This window comes from Enterobacter sp. 3U4, from assembly GCF_057224565.1.
Genome location: NZ_CP136665.1, coordinates 4342162 through 4358099, shown reverse-complemented (window position 1 = coordinate 4358099; position 15938 = coordinate 4342162). Strand labels below are relative to the sequence as shown.

Annotated in this window: 14 protein-coding genes; 3 read left to right on the top strand and 11 right to left on the bottom strand. The window is 57.0% G+C overall.

Features of this window, described 5'->3' with window-relative positions:
• Positions 1-67 precede the first annotated feature (67 nt).
• The 5 genes from ubiB to udp all read right to left on the bottom strand — a co-directional run bounded on the left by ubiB (position 68) and on the right by udp (position 5505).
• Complete coding sequence (gene ubiB, locus RVY89_RS20715; protein WP_032641455.1) at positions 68-1708, bottom strand: ubiquinone biosynthesis regulatory protein kinase UbiB; 1641 nt, start codon at positions 1706-1708, stop codon at positions 68-70.
• A complete protein-coding gene (gene ubiJ / locus RVY89_RS20710; RefSeq protein WP_484826332.1) occupies positions 1705-2310 on the bottom strand; it encodes a ubiquinone biosynthesis protein UbiJ in 606 nt (201 codons plus the stop codon). Before ubiJ ends, ubiB begins: the two co-directional genes overlap by 4 nt.
• A 13-nt stretch (positions 2311-2323) precedes the next feature.
• Positions 2324-3079 carry a bifunctional demethylmenaquinone methyltransferase/2-methoxy-6-polyprenyl-1,4-benzoquinol methylase UbiE gene (ubiE, locus tag RVY89_RS20705; protein ID WP_371899704.1) on the bottom strand — a complete coding sequence of 252 codons (756 nt, stop codon included), beginning with the start codon at positions 3077-3079 and terminating at the stop codon, positions 2324-2326.
• Positions 3080-3145: 66 nt separating this feature from the next.
• Positions 3146-4603, bottom strand: a complete 1458-nt coding sequence (rmuC, locus tag RVY89_RS20700) for a DNA recombination protein RmuC (protein WP_484826331.1) — start codon at positions 4601-4603, stop codon at positions 3146-3148.
• Between the two features lie 140 nt (positions 4604-4743).
• Positions 4744-5505, bottom strand: a complete 762-nt coding sequence (gene udp / locus RVY89_RS20695) for a uridine phosphorylase (RefSeq protein ID WP_003860792.1) — start codon at positions 5503-5505, stop codon at positions 4744-4746.
• Positions 5506-5760: 255 nt separating this feature from the next.
• On the opposite strand from udp, the gene RVY89_RS20690 reads away from it, so the two are divergent.
• Complete coding sequence (locus RVY89_RS20690; RefSeq protein WP_484826330.1) at positions 5761-6567, top strand: dienelactone hydrolase family protein; 807 nt, start codon at positions 5761-5763, stop codon at positions 6565-6567.
• Between the two features lie 48 nt (positions 6568-6615).
• Here RVY89_RS20690 and metE read toward each other — a convergent pair whose 3' ends face one another.
• Positions 6616-8877 (bottom strand): 5-methyltetrahydropteroyltriglutamate--homocysteine S-methyltransferase, encoded by a 2262-nt coding sequence (metE, locus tag RVY89_RS20685; RefSeq protein WP_484826329.1) that lies wholly within the window; start codon positions 8875-8877, stop codon positions 6616-6618.
• A 115-nt stretch (positions 8878-8992) separates the two neighbouring features.
• On the opposite strand from metE, the gene metR reads away from it, so the two are divergent.
• Positions 8993-9946, top strand: a complete 954-nt coding sequence (gene metR / locus RVY89_RS20680; RefSeq protein WP_024907993.1) for an HTH-type transcriptional regulator MetR — start codon at positions 8993-8995, stop codon at positions 9944-9946.
• Here the strand turns inward: metR and RVY89_RS20675 are convergent.
• The 3 genes from RVY89_RS20675 to pldB all read right to left on the bottom strand — a co-directional run bounded on the left by RVY89_RS20675 (position 9834) and on the right by pldB (position 12640).
• Complete coding sequence (locus RVY89_RS20675) at positions 9834-10733, bottom strand: carboxylate/amino acid/amine transporter (protein ID WP_484826328.1); 900 nt, start codon at positions 10731-10733, stop codon at positions 9834-9836. The genes metR and RVY89_RS20675 overlap by 113 nt on opposite strands.
• Before the next feature lie 82 nt (positions 10734-10815).
• Positions 10816-11616 (bottom strand): sugar/pyridoxal phosphate phosphatase YigL, encoded by an 801-nt coding sequence (gene yigL, locus RVY89_RS20670; RefSeq protein WP_021242854.1) that lies wholly within the window; start codon positions 11614-11616, stop codon positions 10816-10818.
• A gap of 31 nt (positions 11617-11647) precedes the next feature.
• Positions 11648-12640 (bottom strand): lysophospholipase L2, encoded by a 993-nt coding sequence (gene pldB / locus RVY89_RS20665; RefSeq protein ID WP_484826327.1) that lies wholly within the window; start codon positions 12638-12640, stop codon positions 11648-11650.
• 110 nt (positions 12641-12750) lie between these two features.
• Here pldB and rhtB point away from each other — a divergent pair, with 110 nt between their 5' ends.
• Positions 12751-13371, top strand: a complete 621-nt coding sequence (gene rhtB, locus RVY89_RS20660) for a homoserine/homoserine lactone efflux protein (RefSeq protein WP_111963537.1) — start codon at positions 12751-12753, stop codon at positions 13369-13371.
• Here the strand turns inward: rhtB and rhtC are convergent.
• Both rhtC and recQ read right to left on the bottom strand, forming a co-directional pair.
• On the bottom strand, positions 13368-13988 hold the full coding sequence (gene rhtC / locus RVY89_RS20655) for a threonine export protein RhtC (RefSeq protein WP_025757538.1): 621 nt from the start codon (positions 13986-13988) through the stop codon (positions 13368-13370). The two genes, rhtB and rhtC, sit on opposite strands and share 4 nt — an antisense overlap.
• 61 nt (positions 13989-14049) lie before the next feature.
• On the bottom strand, positions 14050-15879 hold the full coding sequence (gene recQ / locus RVY89_RS20650; RefSeq protein WP_484826326.1) for an ATP-dependent DNA helicase RecQ: 1830 nt from the start codon (positions 15877-15879) through the stop codon (positions 14050-14052).
• Positions 15880-15938: the final 59 nt, after the last annotated feature.

Below are 15938 nucleotides of genomic sequence, written 5' to 3'. Positions count from 1 at the left end.
TCAGGGATAGATGATTAAAGAGTCAGGTCGCATTATACGTATGCGACCCGTCGATAGCGACGCATGCTTAGCGCGTTTTTCGCCAGCCTGCCAGCCAGACTACCACCCCACCAGCCATCAGCCAGGCGGGCATCATCTGCCAGTCCGGACGGTTGATCAGCAGCAGCGTACCGCTCAGCAGCAGCGTTGCGCCAATCCCAAAGAGATAGCGTGACTGTCCCTGGCGAACACGGCTGGACTGAAGCTCGCGGGCGATTTTATCCATGCTGTGCTGAAGATTCTTGCTCTGACGCAAACTGTCATAAACCAGTTCAGGAATTTCAGGCATTTTTTCTATCCAGAACGGGCCTTTCTCTTTCAGCGAGCGCACCAGCGCCGGAATGCCAACCTGATCCTTAATCCACGATTCAAGGAAAGGTTTCGCGGTCTTCCACAAGTCTAACTGAGGATAGAGCTGTCGGCCTACACCCTCAACGTAAAGTAATGTTTTCTGAAGTAAAACTAGCTGTGGCTGAACTTCCATATTAAAGCGGCGTGCCGTGTTGAACAGGTTTAACAGCACGTGCCCGAAGGAGATTTCCGCCAGCGGTTTTTCAAAAATCGGTTCACAAACGGTCCGGATCGCGAACTCGAACTCTTCGACGTTGGTGTCCGGCGGCACCCAGCCGGAATCGACGTGCAGCTCGGCCACCTTACGGTAGTCGCGGTTGAAGAACGCGATGAAGTTCTCAGCCAGATACCGTTTATCTTCTTTGTTCAGCGACCCCACAATCCCGCAGTCGATACCGATATACTTCGGATCCTCAGGATGTTCGTAGCTCACGAAGATATTGCCCGGGTGCATGTCCGCATGGAAAAAGCTGTCGCGGAACACCTGGGTAAAGAAGACCTGGACGCCACGTTCGGCCAGGAGCTTCATGTTCGTTCCTTGTTTCTCCAGGGCCACCACATCCGAAACAGGAATACCGTAGATACGCTCCATCACCATCATGTTCTGGCTGCAGTAGTCAGAATAGACTTCAGGGACATAGAGCATCGGGCTGTTTTCAAAGTTGCGACGCAGCTGAATGGCATTCGCCGATTCGCGCAGCAGGTTTAGCTCATCAATCAGCGTTTTTTCATATTCCCGCACCACTTCCAGTGGACGAAGGCGACGTCCGTCCGGCAGCAAGCGTGGCACCCAGCGCGCCAGCCGATAAATTAGCTTCATGTCCGCTTTGATGATTGGCAGGATGTCCGGACGAATGACCTTAATAACGACTTCTTTGCCGTTTTCTTTCAGACGCGCGGTGTGCACCTGTGCGATAGAGGCCGATGCCAGTGGCTTAATGTCGAAATCGTCAAACCAGGTCTCGACGGGTACATTTCCCATCGCCTCTTCGATTTGCTTTTTCGCGCGCGCGCCGTCAAACGGTGCGACACGATCCTGCAGCATCGCGAGCTCATCGGCAATCAGAGGCGGGAAGAGATCGCGGCGTGTCGACAGCATCTGTCCGAATTTAATCCAAACCGGACCGAGCTCCTGTAGCGCCAGGCGCAGACGCTCACCCAGCGGCTGACCTTTATGGCGATTAGGCATCCAGAAGAGCATCCGCCGCCAGATGCGAAGCGGCAGCGTGATACGCATTTTGGGGATAAGCTCGTCGAGCCCGTAGCTCAAAAAGGTGCGAATAATAAAATAGAGGCGCCGAATTTCACCAGGCGTCATTTGCCCTCCAGTTTTTCCAGCCGTTTGGTTAACGCATCAACCGCGCGTTCAATAGCAGCGGTCTCTTCCGCAAACCACGCAACTTCCAGTGGTCCGGGCGCCATTCGCCACTCCTCAGTCAGCACTTCCGCCGTATAGCGTTGCTGGCGTTGGAGGCTTTTACGCGCAAAGGAGGCGCCACCATGAAGGACTTTCCCGATCCCTTCGGCGGCGATGTCGCCGATAAAAGGCGCGAGCAGCTCTGCCGGATCGAACTCCGCCAGATCGGTGAGCGCAACGAAGTTCTGCACGACCTGAATGTCGCCTTCCACTTCAAGCTCACCGCTGCGGATAAGCGCCGTTAATTGCTGACGATCGCGCAGTTTTGGCAGCACGCTCATGTGCGTGATGACCGAGCAGTCGGCTTCACCTTCCCACTCCCCCAGTACGTCAAGCTGGCGTTCGCTGAATACCAGTACTAGCGGCGTCGAGAACTCTTTTAAAACAATGCGCAATACCTTCCCGTTTAGCCGCTGACGCGCAGCTTTCAGCGCCGGGGCGCGATAGAGGAAAGCGTTCAGTACATTCTCGATGCCTGCGGAGACTAAGGGTTTAAAGGGCACGGGACACCTCCACTCAGAATTTGTAACCGCGATGCAGCGCGACGACACCCGCCGTCAGGTTGAAATATTCAACATTTTCAAATTCTGCATCCTGCATCATGGCTTTTAATGTGTCCTGATCCGGGTGCATACGGATAGATTCAGCCAGATAGCGGTAGCTTTCAGCGTCGTTAGCCACCAGCTCACCGATGCGCGGCAGCACGTGGAAGGAGTAGGCGTCGTAAGCTTTGCTCAGCGGCTCAATAATCGGTTTGGAGAACTCCAGAACCAGCAGACGTCCACCCGGTTTCAGCACGCGGTACATGGAGCGCAGCGCTTTTTCTTTGTCGGTCACGTTACGCAGACCGAAGGAGATCGTGATGCAGTCAAAGGTATTGTCCGGGAACGGCAGCGCTTCGGCATTTGCCTGCACATATTCTACATTCCCCACCACGCCGATGTTACGCAGCTTTTCGCGTCCCATTTTCAGCATGGAGTCATTAATATCGGCAAGAACAACGCGGCCGGTTTCGCCCACCAGACGGGAGAATTTCGCGGTTAAATCGCCCGTACCGCCGGCTAAATCCAGCACCGTTTGTCCACGACGTACGCCACTACAGTCAATGGTGAAGCGCTTCCACAAGCGATGAATGCCGAACGACATCAGGTCATTCATCACATCGTACTTCGCCGCCACGGAATGAAATACATGGGCCACCATGTCAGCTTTCTGCGCTTTGGCGACAGTCTGAAAGCCAAAGTGCGTTGTGTCTTGTGATTCGTCAGCCATCTTAGAGCCTGCTTATCAGTAAAATGTTCGTGAAGTGTAACAGATTGGGCGCGTTTGCCCTACGTTTCAACCACCGCGAAAGAAACGCGCCGGAGTCTCGTCTGGTGATAAATCCGCCGCTAACGTGTTGTCTTCACTGTTTGTCTTTTGTTCGTCAGCACCTTCACGCAGGCGAAACTCGTCGTCCTGGGCGGTGGCCTGTTCAACCAATTCCGGATTAATCTCGCGTTTAACTTCTACTCCCAGGGTGCGGAATGATTCAGCCTGCGCCAGCAGATTGCCACGTCCCGAGGCGAGTTTTTTCATCGCCTGACGGTAGTTATCCTGCGCGCGGTCCAGGCTCTGCCCGACTGATGACATGTCGTCCACGAAAAGGCGCATTTTGTCGTACAGCTTGCTGGCACGATCGGCAATCTGCTGCGCGTTGCGGCTCTGGTGCTCATAGCGCCACAGGTTCGCAATGGTGCGTAAGGCCACCAGCAGCGTGGTGGGGCTGACCAGCATAATGTTATTTTTGAGCGCTTCGGTGATAAGCTCAGGCTGCCTGTCGAGGGCCAGCAGAAATGCGGGCTCTACCGGGATAAACATCAGGACATAGTCCAGCGAGCGCAGACCCGGCAGCTGCTGGTAGTCTTTTCTGCCGAGCAGGCGAATATGATTGCGCACGGAGGCAATGTGCTCCTGCAGCGCCGATTCGCGGGTGTAGTCATCCTCCGCGTTGAAGTAACGTTCATACGCTACCAGGGTCATCTTGGCGTCAATCACCACATCTTTACCCTGCGGCAGCCGCACAATCACATCCGGCTGCATGCGGGAGCGGGCATCATTTTCGATACTCACCTGCGTTTCGTATTCATACCCTTCCCGCAGACCAGAGGCTTCCAGTACGCGGGTCAACACTACTTCTCCCCAGTTGCCCTGGGTTTTGTTATCCCCTTTAAGCGCGCGGGTCAGGTTGACCGCTTCCTGCGCCATCTGGGCATTTAGCTGCTGAAGATTGCGAATCTCATGCGCCAGGGTATGCCGCTCACGGGCTTCCTGACCAAAACTGTCCTGCACCTGACGACGAAAACCGTCCAGCTGCTCGCGCAGCGGCGTTAGCAGGCTGTTCAGGCTCTGGCGGTTTTGTTCGTCAACGCGTCGGTTGCTGTGCTCAAAAATGCGGTTCGCGAGGTTTTCAAACTGTTCACTGAGGCGCTGCTCGCTGTTGATCATCTGGCGGATTTTATCTTCCGCATGCAGCTGAGTGGATTCCAGGCGGGTGGTCACTTCACGGAGATCGGCTTCCAGCGACGTATTGATATCACGCAGGTTGCGCATCTCGTTGTTGAGCAGTTCACACTCGTCACGCCAGTGTTCACTCAGTGCAAGCTGCTGCCTGGCCGCGCTTAAATCGGCGACGATCTCTTCGCGTTCAGCCAGCTGATCGGCCTTCTGCTGCGCATGCTGATAGCTGGACATCAGCCAGCCTATCGCCACGCCCGCCAGCGCAATCACCGCATAAATCAGGATTGAGATATCCACAATGCCCCCTGCATCAACGTATTACCCGCACAAAATAGAATTGTGCTGTATAAACGTCCAGTTTGAAAGGGTTTTCCTGCGAGGCGCTACGCAAAATATAAAGGCCGAACGTGTCGGCCTTTGATTTAGAAAGGAGAGGACTAGATCAGGCGACGCGCGGCTTCAACCACGATTTTCACCGCATGGCTTTCGGTCTGCTTCATGGTTTCAGCGTTCGGGATCTCCTGCTGGGTACGGTTGACGATTACGCCCGCCACCATACCGGCACGCAGACCCTGGCTTGCGCACATGGTCAGCAGCGTGGCGGATTCCATCTCATAGTTCATTACGCCCATCGACTGCCACTCTTCCATTGAGCCTTTGAAGCGGCTAACTACGCGGCCAGAGAAGGTGTCGTAACGCTCCTGGCCCGGGTAGAAGGTATCGGAAGAGGCGGTTACGCCCACGTGAGTGGTCGCGCCCACGGATTTAGCGGCTTCAACCAGCGCGGTGGTGCATTCGAAATCAGCCACTGCCGGGAATTCCATCGGTGCAAAGTGCAGGCTTGCACCGTCCAGACGTACAGATGCGGTCGTAACCAGCACGTCGCCGACGTTAATGTGCGGCTGGATAGCGCCAGTGGTGCCGATACGCAGGAAAGTACGGATGCCCAGCTGTGCCAGCTCTTCAACAGCAATTGATGTAGACGGACCACCGATACCGGTAGAGCACACGATCACCGCTTTGCCATCCAGCTCAGCGCGCCAGGTGGTGAACTCACGATGGGCAGCCAGCTTGACCGGCTTATCCATCAGCGCGGCGATCTTTTCCACACGCTCAGGATCGCCAGGGACGATAGCGAGCGTAGCCCCTTGTAAATCGTTTTTAGTGAGGCCGAGATGAAAAACATCAGACTTAGACATAGGTGACTCCTCTGTGGGTCGGTTAGTCAGAAGAAGTAAAACGGTACTTTACAGAAGCAGTAAGCATAATTTCGTGACGCATCTCACCATGAATGAAAATGATTGCATTGATTTTCCATCAAAAAGTGATTTACATCACATTAACAAGTTATATCGTCAGGTGCTGCACAAAAGATAGACCGTTTAAGGCACTGTGAGTTGTTAACCTGGTGTCTATATTTACCTTTGCGCTAACTGATTGGTACGGAGAATGCCATGACTGAAAAAACCGGTTTTGCACCTGCTGCGGCCCCACATGCTTCAACCATCGTGTCGACGCCAGAAGCGGCAATTACCGCGGGCGAGACCTCCATTCCCTCGCAGGGGGAGAATATGCCTGCTTATCACGCCCGGCCAAAATCGGCAGACGGCCCGCTGCCCATCGTGATTGTGATTCAGGAGATATTTGGTGTTCACGAACACATTCGCGACCTCTGCCGCCGGCTGGCGCTGGAAGGGTATCTGGCCGTTGCGCCAGAGCTCTACTTCCGTCAGGGCGATCCGAACGACTACAGCGATATTCCCACCTTGCTCAGCAACCTGGTCAGCAAAGTCCCGGACGCGCAGGTGCTGGCCGATCTCGACCACGTCGCGAGCTGGGCGGCGCGCAACGGCGGGGATCCGCATCGTCTGCTGGTCACCGGTTTCTGCTGGGGCGGACGCATTAGCTGGCTGTATGCGGCGCATAACCCGCAGCTCAAAGCCGCTGTCGCCTGGTACGGAAAACTGGTAGGTGAAAAAACGCTGAATTCACCGAAACATCCGGTTGATATCGCCACCGAGTTGAATGCCCCCGTGTTAGGGCTTTACGGCGGTCAGGACACCGGTATTTCGCTGGATTCGGTAGAGACCATGCGCCATGCGCTCCGTGCGGCAAATGCGAAGGCGGAGATTGTGGTCTACCCGGATGCCGGGCATGCGTTTAACGCCGATTATCGTCCGAGCTATCACGCGGAATCGGCCAAAGACGGCTGGCAGAGGATGCTGGGGTGGTTTAGCCAGTACGGCAGTAAGAAAGCGTAATAACAAAAAAGCCCGGTGGCGGCTACGCCTTACCGGGCCATCCAGCACCTACGCCTGACGCAAATTCTGCGCCGCTTTTACCATGTTGGCGAGCGCGGCGCGCGTCTCCGGCCAGCCGCGGGTTTTCAGGCCGCAGTCCGGGTTCACCCACAGACGTTCCGCCGGAATGCGCTGGGCCGCTTTTTTCAACAGGGCTTCAATCCACTCCACGCTCGGCACGTTCGGGGAGTGAATGTCGTACACGCCCGGCCCGATTTCATTCGGGTAGTCGAACTCTTCAAACGACTCCAGCAGCTCCATGTCTGAGCGCGATGTCTCGATGGTGATTACGTCGGCGTCCAGCGCGGCAATCGAATCCATGATGTCGTTAAATTCGCAGTAACACATGTGGGTGTGGATCTGGGTGTCGTCCTTCGCCACCGCGGCGTTGATGCGGAACGCCTCCACGCCCCATTGCAGGTAAGCATCCCAGTCGCTACGGCGCAGCGGCAAGCCTTCGCGCAGGGCCGGTTCGTCAATCTGAATAATACCAATGCCTGCGGCTTCCAAATCCGCCACTTCATCACGCAGCGCCAGCGCGATTTGCTTCGCAATAGTTTCACGGGTCACGTCTTCGCGCGGGAAGGACCAGCAAAGAATCGTCACCGGACCGGTAAGCATGCCTTTTACCGGCTTGTCGGTCAGGGACTGCGCGTATTTTGCCCACTCCACGGTGATCGCTTCCGGACGGCTGACGTCGCCGATCACCACCGGCGGCTTCACGCAGCGGGAGCCGTAGCTCTGCACCCAGCCGTTCTGTGTAAAGACGAAGCCGTCAAGGTGCTCACCGAAGTATTCCACCATGTCGTTACGCTCGGCCTCACCGTGCACCAGCACGTCCAGCCCCAGCCGCTCCTGCTCGATAATCGCCTGCTTGATGTGTTCGGCGATACCGGTGCGGTAGTGATTCGCATCCAGGTTGCCCTTTTTGAAGTCCAGACGCAGGCCGCGGATTTCGGTGGTTTGCGGGAAGGAACCAATGGTAGTGGTCGGCCACGCAGGCAGGTTGAAGCGGGCACGCTGCGCTTCGGCGCGCACCTCATACGGACTCTTACGCTGGCTGTCCTGGGCGGTGATGGCCGCCAGGCGTTTTTCCACCGCCGGATTGTGCACGCGTGCCGAGTGACGACGCGCCTGGATCGGGGCGCTCCATTCGGTAATCGCCGCCGTGTCGCCGCTGTTCAGCGCGTCGCGCAGCAGCGTCAGCTCTTCGCATTTTTGCAGGGCGAAGGCAAACCAGCTTTTCACCTCGGCATCCAGGCGGGTCTCCACGCTCAGATCGATCGGGCTGTGCAGCAGGGAACAGGAAGAGGCCACCCATAGCTCACGTTTGCCGACGATGTCTTTTATTTGTGCGTATTTCTCGGTGAGATCGGCACGCCAGACGTTTCGACCGTTAATCAGGCCAGCGGACAGCAGCCAGTCTGCGGGCAGGCGCTTGTGCAGCTCCAGCACATCATCTTTACCGTGTACAAAGTCTACATGCAGGCCCTGCACCGGCAGCGCGGTAATAGTGTTCAGGTTCGGCGTCACGCCTTCAAAATAGGTCGTCAGCAAGAGTTTTACCTGACCGGTGAGCGCGTCATACGCCGGTTTGAAGGCATCGAGCCATGCCTGCGGCAGTTCGAGCACCAGCGCGGGTTCGTCGATTTGCACCCACTGAATGCCGCGTTTGCCCAGCTCAATCAGCACCTGTTTGTAGACCGGCAGAATATCCTTCAGAAGGCTGAGTCGGTCAAACGACTCGCCTTTTACTTTGCCCAGCCACAGGTACGTCACCGGCCCAAGCAGCACGGGTTTCACCTGGTGGCCCTGCGCCAGCGCTTCGTCCACTTCATCCAGAAGCTGCGTCCAGGTCAGTTTAAACTGCTGGCCTTTTACGAACTCCGGCACCATATAGTGATAGTTAGTGTTAAACCACTTAGTCATTTCCGCCGCTGCCGCTGGCTCACCCGTTGGCGCACGGCCACGGCCGATGCGGAACAGGGTATCGATATCTACCGATCCATCTTTGTTCTGATGACGAGCCGGCACGTTGCCAAGCAGCAGGCTGGTCGTCAGAACATGGTCGTACCAGGCGAAATCGCCCACCGGCAGCAGGTCAATGCCCGCCTGTTTTTGCTGCTCCCAGTGACGGGCGCGCAGCTCGCGTCCCACCGCCAGCAGTTCTTCGCGGGTTGCGTTCCCAGCCCAGTAGCTTTCTTGCGCTTTTTTCAGCTCGCGACGCAGGCCAACGCGAGGGAAACCGAGAGTGTGATTGCGGATTGTCATGGTGTACCCCTTGTGAAATTCGTTATTTAGACGTCCAGATGTTTACACTTCTATAATTGGCAGGTACTGTATATTCCTCAAGCGCAAAATGTTCATGGCGAAGTGAAGGACTTTCATGATCGAGATAAAACACCTGAAAACGCTACAAGCGTTGCGGAACTGCGGCTCGCTCGCGGCGGCGGCGGCCACGCTGCACCAGACCCAGTCCGCCCTTTCTCACCAGTTCAGCGATCTGGAACAACGCCTCGGCTTCCGTCTTTTTGTGCGTAAGAGCCAGCCGCTGCGCTTTACGCCCCAGGGCGAGATCCTGTTGCAGCTGGCGAATCAGGTCCTGCCGCAGATCGCCAGCGCGCTGCAGGCGTGTAACGAACCGCAGCAGACAACGCTGCGTATCGCCATTGAGTGCCATAGCTGTATTCAGTGGCTGACCCCCGCGCTTGAGAACTTCCGCCAGAAGTGGCCGCAGGTGGAGATGGACTTTAAATCCGGCGTGACCTTTGACCCGCAGCCCTCGCTGCAGCAGGGCGAGCTGGATCTGGTGATGACGTCCGATATTCTGCCGCGCAGTGGCCTGCATTATTCGCCGATGTTTGATTATGAAGTGCGCCTGGTGCTGGCGCCGGACCACCCGCTGGCGGCCAAAACGCGCATCACGCCGGAAGACCTGGCGACGGAAACGCTGCTGATTTATCCGGTCCAGCGCAGTCGTCTGGATATCTGGCGCCACTTCCTGCAGCCCGCGGGCATTAGCCCACAGCTGAAAAGCGTGGATAACACCCTGCTGTTGATTCAGATGGTGGCGGCCAGAATGGGTATCGCGGCGCTGCCGCACTGGGTGGTAGAGAGCTTTGAACGCCAGGGTCTGGTGGTGACCAAAACCCTGGGTGAAGGACTGTGGAGCCGACTGTACGCCGCCGTGCGCGATGGCGAGCAGCGTCAGCCGATTACGGAGGCGTTTATTCGCTCAGCGCGGAACCACGCGTGCGACCACCTTCCGTTTGTGCGGAGCGCGGAGCGACCCAGCGGCGATGGACCCACAGCGAAGCCAGGATCACCGCTCCCCCAATAAGGAAGCTTGGCCAGTGAGGCTGTTGCTGCCAGATGGCGAGGTTGACCAACAGCCCAGCCGGGACATGCACGTTGTTCATGATCCCCAGCGTACCGGCGTCGACCTGCGTCGCGCCGTAGTTCCACATGAAGTACCCCAGCCCTGACGCCACCACGCCCAGCCAGACCAGAACGCCCCACTGCACGGTGGTTGTCGGCAGTTTTTGCGGGTTACCGAGCATAAACCACGCCGCCACCGCGACAATCGCGGCTCCCATGTAGAACCAGGCGAACGCATTATGCTGCGGCATCGGACGGGTTTCCATCAGGCGTTTGTAGCCCACCATGCCGATGGCGAAACTGATGTTGGCGAGCTGGACGAACATCAGCCCGGTCCAGAAGTGATCGCTCACTTTGTCGTAGCGAATAATCGCCGCGCCGATCACCGCCAGCGCCGCGCTCAGCAGGTATCCCCAGCGAAGACGGCGTTTACTCAGCAGATCGTATATCAGCGTGATGTAGAGCGGCGTCAGTACGGTAAAGAGCAGGAATTCCGAGACGGACAGATAGACGTAAGCCCGGAAGCTGAACAAGTACATGATGCCGAGCTGCATCGCCCCCACCAGCATGTACAGCACGATCGTTTTCAGCGACTGTCCGCGCGTGCGCAGAAACGGCAGGAATACCAGCGCCGCCAATCCCACGCGCATCAGCACCGAGAAGTAGCTGTCGACTGAACCGGCAAGGTATTCGCCAATCAGGCTAAAGGAGAAGGCCCACAGGATAGTGGTGATAATGAGTAGCGCCACAATGCTTGTCTCTCAGAAAGAAGGAGAGGCATTGTAGCGAACTCTTTAGTTGACATCTGAGCAATAAACAATCAAATGAAGATTATTCAAGGAACAGCTTGCGCAGGTATTTCGGTACCGCGTTGTCAGCGTTAGAACCAATCACCTCCAGCTCCGGGTGCAGATCTTTCAGACGCTGATGTGCGTTCTGCATGATGCAGCCCTTGCCCGCCATCGACAGCATTTCGGCATCGTTCATGCCGTCACCAAAGGCGATACAGTCTTTAAGCTCGAAGCCCAGACGTTTCGCGACCGCTTCCAGGGCGTGGCCTTTGGAGACGCCACCCGCCATTACTTCCAGACAGGTGAGCGTTGAGAAGCTCACGTTGACGCGATCGCCCCAGCGGGCGTTAATCGCCTGTTCCAGCGGGAGCAGCTCTTCATGGCTATCACAGGTGAAGAACACCTTGCTGATCCCCTCCGGCTCAAGCAGACCCGGTTCGTACAGGGAGTAGTTGAATACCGCTTCCTTGAAGAAACGCATTTCATCCGGGCGGTGGCGGTTCATAAACCAGTCGTCGTCACGGTAAACGTTCGTGACGATAGCCGGATTATTGTGCACCACGCCAAACAGATCGGCGGCAATATCGCGATCCAGATTGTGAGTAAAGATCAGGTTGCCGTCGGTATCATGCACGCGAGCACCGTTGGAGGTGATCATGTACGATTTGATCTCAAGATTATCGCGGATCTGCCCCACGTCCACGTGGTGGCGGCCGGTGGCGAACACAAAGTTCACGCCTCGGGCAGTCAGGAGTTTTAATGTCTCTTTCGCGTACGGCGACAGGGTGTGGTCGGGGGAAAGCAGCGTGCCATCTAAATCAGATGCAACAACCTGGTACATAGGAATTTCAGCCTCTGGTGGAAAACAACAATCAATTATGCCTGTTGAAAAATTCAACAATGGCGTTGAGCGCGACTGAGCGCATAGCGTCCTTTTCAAAAAGGATCTCATGGAACGCGCCGTGAATGACCAGCGGTTTACCCCCTTCACAAGGGTGACCGGCTACAGCGCGCAGTTCACAATACCGGTCATGCATGCGGTTATCCACCACACGCTCTTCTTCCGCCTGAATCAGAAGCGTCGGCGTGTCATCATCGCCTACGCCCGCCAGCACCTGCTCACCGGCCAGAATACCCTCCCGCACCCAATGCCAGGTCGGGCCGCCGACGCGTAAGCGTGGTTCATCGGCATAAAAGCGCAGGTTGCGGCGATAACGCTGCCGACTGTGGGTTAAGACGTTGATGGCGAACGGCAGCGCGCGCCAGCGTCCTGTGCCTATGGCGTAACCTTCACGAATGCGCTGATAGCCCTCAGCCCAGTCAAGAAGATGACGCACCATCCAGTCGGGGAATCGGATGACGATACCGTACATCGGCGCGGTGAGCGCAATGGCGTCGCACTGATGCGCGTAACGCTGCAAAAACAGCGTCGAAATGGCGCCGCCCATGGAGTGCGCAAGGATGTACCGTTTACGCCAGGGACCGGGCTGAACGTCCTGCTGCCAGAACGCGGCAAAATCGTCGACGTAATCGCTGAAGCGATCGACGTGCCCACGGTGAGTGTCCGGAAGCATGCGCCCGGATAGCCCCTGCCCACGATGGTCGATGATCAATACATCGAACCCCATATGGACCAGGTCATAGGCCAGCTCGGCATATTTAACGTAGCTTTCAATACGCCCAGGGCAGACCACAATCACCCGGTCATTTTTTTCATTTCGGAAACGAACGAAACGCACCGGGATGCCCCCGACGCCCGTAAACTCATCTTCCTCACGCTGCCGCCAGAAATCGGTCAGCGGCCCCATAGAGAAAGCAGCAAAAGCGTTTTCTCGTGTTTCCCAGTCCTTTTTCTGCTGAAACATTGGGTTTCCACTCACGTAATCCAGGGAATATCGTTTTTTTCGTCACCGGTCACAAAATGACTCAATAATAGCGTATTGTGGCATAAAAATAGACGGTTCGGGAGTTTCAAATGACCTTCGAGTGGTGGTTCGCCTACCTGCTGACATCCATTATCCTCAGCCTTTCTCCGGGGTCGGGTGCTATTAACACCATGACGACCTCCATCAACCACGGCTATCGCGGTGCGGTGGCGTCGATTGCCGGTTTGCAGGCCGGGCTGGGCATCCATATCGTGCTGGTCGGGATTGGTCTGGGTACCCTGTTCTCCCGCTCGGTGCTGGCGTTTGAAGTACTGAAATGGGCCGGGGCGGCGTATCTGATTTGGCTCGGCATCCAGCAGTGGCGCGCGGCAGGCTCCATCAACCTGAATACGCTCGCGCAGACGCAAAACCGCGGCCATCTGTTTAAGCGTGCGGTGTTCGTCAACCTGACCAACCCGAAGAGCATTGTGTTCCTCGCCGCGCTGTTCCCGCAGTTTATCGTACCGCATCAGCCCCAGGTGATGCAGTACGTGGTGCTGGGCGCGACCACCATTATCGTCGATATCATCGTGATGATTGGTTACGCGACGCTGGCACAGCGAATTGCGGCGTGGATTAAAGGGCCTAAGCAGATGAAGGCCCTGAATAAAGTCTTTGGCTCGCTGTTTATGCTGGTCGGCGCGCTGCTTGCGTCAGCGCGTCATGCTTAGCGAGAAATGATGAGATGAATGCCGAAGCCGGCGAACAGCGCGCCGGCGAAGCCGTCAATCCACTTCGCGATACGCTGGTAGCCTCGGCGCATCGCCGGTAAGGCGAACAGGCTGGCCACGATGGTAAACCAGGCAAAGGTTTCCACGACGATCAGCAGGAAGATGCCCCAGCGTGCGCCCGCACCGACGCTATCGCCGACAAACAGCGAGAACACCGATCCGAAATAGATAATCGCTTTTGGGTTTGCCAGATTAGTCAGCAGCCCTTTTACAAAGCTGCGGCCGCCCGTTGCCAGCTCCACCTTTGGCTCTTGCGGTTTTTTCTCTTCTTTCTTCAGCGCCCCGCGCAGCATCTGGTAGCCCATCCAGCACAGGTACAGACCGCCGCCGACCATAATGATGTTATGCAGCCAGGCCATCTTCGCCAGGATAAGGTTCAGACCGAGCAGCGCAACGGCCGCCCAGACCATAACGCCCATGGTGATACCGAGCACGCCCATCATCGCCTCTTTGCGGGAGCGGCTTACGGCCGTTTGGGACACGAAGAAAAAGTCTGGGCCAGGGCTCATCAGCGCAACGATGTGCACTAATGCCACGGTGAGAAATAGCATTAACATAATTAGCTCGCGGGGAAATAATTTAGTGAGTCATCATCCTGACACTTTTTCGCCCGGCTGACTACTCCTCATCGTCTCCGTCGGCGTGAGAGCGGATGAGTGCCATAAACTCTTTACCGAAGCGCTCCAGCTTGCGCGTGCCGACGCCGTTGACGCTGAGCATCTCGCTGGCGCTGAGCGGCATCTGCTCGGCCATCTCAATCAGCGTCGCGTCGTTGAACACCACGTAAGGCGGGATGTTCTCTTCGTCGGCGATGGCTTTACGCAGCTTGCGCAGTTTGGCGAAAAGCTTGCGGTCGTAGTTGCCGCCGTAGGATTTCTGCATCACGCGTGGCTTCAGAGCGATGACGCGCGGCACGGCGAGCTTCAGTTCAACGTCACCGCGCAGCACCGGACGCGCGGCCTCCGTAAGCTGAAGCGCGGAGTGCTGAGCAATGTTCTGCGTGGCAAAGCCGAGGTGAATGAGCTGGCGAATGATACTCACCCAGTGCTCGTGGCTCTGCTCCTTGCCAATCCCATAAACCGGCAGCTTGTCGTGGCCCATGTCGCGTATACGCTGGTTGTTGGCACCGCGCAGCACCTCCACCACGTAGCCCATCCCGAAGCGCTGGTTCACGCGGTAAATGGTCGAGAGCGCCTTACGCGCGTCCATCAGGCCATCGTACTGTTTCGGCGGATCCAGGCAGATATCGCAGTTGCCGCACGGTTCCTGTCGCCCTTCGCCAAAGTAGTTGAGCAGCACCAGACGACGGCAGGTTTGCGCTTCGGCAAACGCGCCCATCGCGTTGAGCTTGTGTCGCTCGATATCCTGCAGCTGTCCCTGCGGTTTTTCCTCCAGACAGCGGCGCAGCCACGCCATATCGGCCGGATCGTAAAACAGCATCGCTTCCGCAGGCAGGCCGTCACGCCCGGCGCGGCCAGTTTCCTGATAGTAGGATTCGATATTGCGCGGAATGTCGAAGTGCACCACAAAGCGCACGTTCGGCTTGTTGATACCCATGCCGAATGCCACCGTCGCGACCACAATTTGCAGGTCATCGCGCTGGAATTTCTCCTGCACGTCGGCGCGGATGTGGTTCTCTAACCCGGCGTGATACGCGGCGGCGCTAAAGCCGCGGTTTTGCAGCCGCGCGGCGGTGTCTTCCACCTTTGCGCGGCTGTTGCAGTAGATGATGCCGGACTTGCCGCGCTGCTCCTGGACGTAGCGCAGGAGCTGATCCAGAGGCTTGAACTTTTCCATCAGCATGTAGCGGATGTTCGGGCGGTCGAAGCTGCTGACCTGAATATAGGGGTCGTTCAGCCCCAGCAGACGAACAATATCCAGACGCGTGGTGTCATCCGCCGTGGCGGTAAGCGCCATAAAGGGCAGCTCGGGGAAGCGCTGACGGAGCTGGCCGAGGGCGGCGTATTCCGGGCGGAAATCGTGTCCCCACTGGGAGATACAGTGCGCTTCATCCACCGCCAGCAGAACCGGATTCCAGTGCGCAAGATGATCGAGGAAGTTATCCAGCATCAGGCGTTCCGGGGCGATATACAGCAGGCGGATCTGCCCGGTGCGGCACCCGGCCATCACCTCTTGCTGCTGCTCCCGGGTTTGGGTCGAGTTAAGACAGGCCGCCGCGACGCCGTTGGCGAGCAGCTGGTCGACCTGGTCTTTCATCAGAGAAATGAGCGGGGATACCACGACCGTCAGGCCGTTAAGCACCAGCGCGGGCACCTGATAACAGAGGGATTTACCGCCGCCGGTCGGCATCACCACCAGGCAGTCACGGCCTTCCAGCACCGTTTCAATGATGGTTTCCTGGCCAGGGCGGAACTGCTGGTAGCCAAAGGTTTCATGCAAAACCTGTTTAGCCAGCGACTCCTGATTCAATACTTCCACCTGCGCCACGTTAACCCCATATGCCTGAAATGAAACAGGCGCTATTTTCAGCGCCTGAGAGAGAAACT

What these genes read in the sequence shown, in the direction of transcription:
- ubiE (WP_371899704.1), bottom strand. Translation starts at nt 3,079, where the DNA reads ATGGCTGACGAATCACAAGACACAACGCACTTTGGCTTTCAGACTGTC.
- yigL (WP_021242854.1), bottom strand. Translation starts at nt 11,616, where the DNA reads ATGTACCAGGTTGTTGCATCTGATTTAGATGGCACGCTGCTTTCCCCC.
- pldB (WP_484826327.1), bottom strand. Translation starts at nt 12,640, where the DNA reads ATGTTTCAGCAGAAAAAGGACTGGGAAACACGAGAAAACGCTTTTGCT.
- RVY89_RS20690 (WP_484826330.1), top strand. Translation starts at nt 5,761, where the DNA reads ATGACTGAAAAAACCGGTTTTGCACCTGCTGCGGCCCCACATGCTTCA.
- udp (WP_003860792.1), bottom strand. Translation starts at nt 5,505, where the DNA reads ATGTCTAAGTCTGATGTTTTTCATCTCGGCCTCACTAAAAACGATTTA.
- metR (WP_024907993.1), top strand. Translation starts at nt 8,993, where the DNA reads ATGATCGAGATAAAACACCTGAAAACGCTACAAGCGTTGCGGAACTGC.
- rhtC (WP_025757538.1), bottom strand. Translation starts at nt 13,988, where the DNA reads ATGTTAATGCTATTTCTCACCGTGGCATTAGTGCACATCGTTGCGCTG.
- ubiB (WP_032641455.1), bottom strand. Translation starts at nt 1,708, where the DNA reads ATGACGCCTGGTGAAATTCGGCGCCTCTATTTTATTATTCGCACCTTT.
- metE (WP_484826329.1), bottom strand. Translation starts at nt 8,877, where the DNA reads ATGACAATCCGCAATCACACTCTCGGTTTCCCTCGCGTTGGCCTGCGT.
- rhtB (WP_111963537.1), top strand. Translation starts at nt 12,751, where the DNA reads ATGACCTTCGAGTGGTGGTTCGCCTACCTGCTGACATCCATTATCCTC.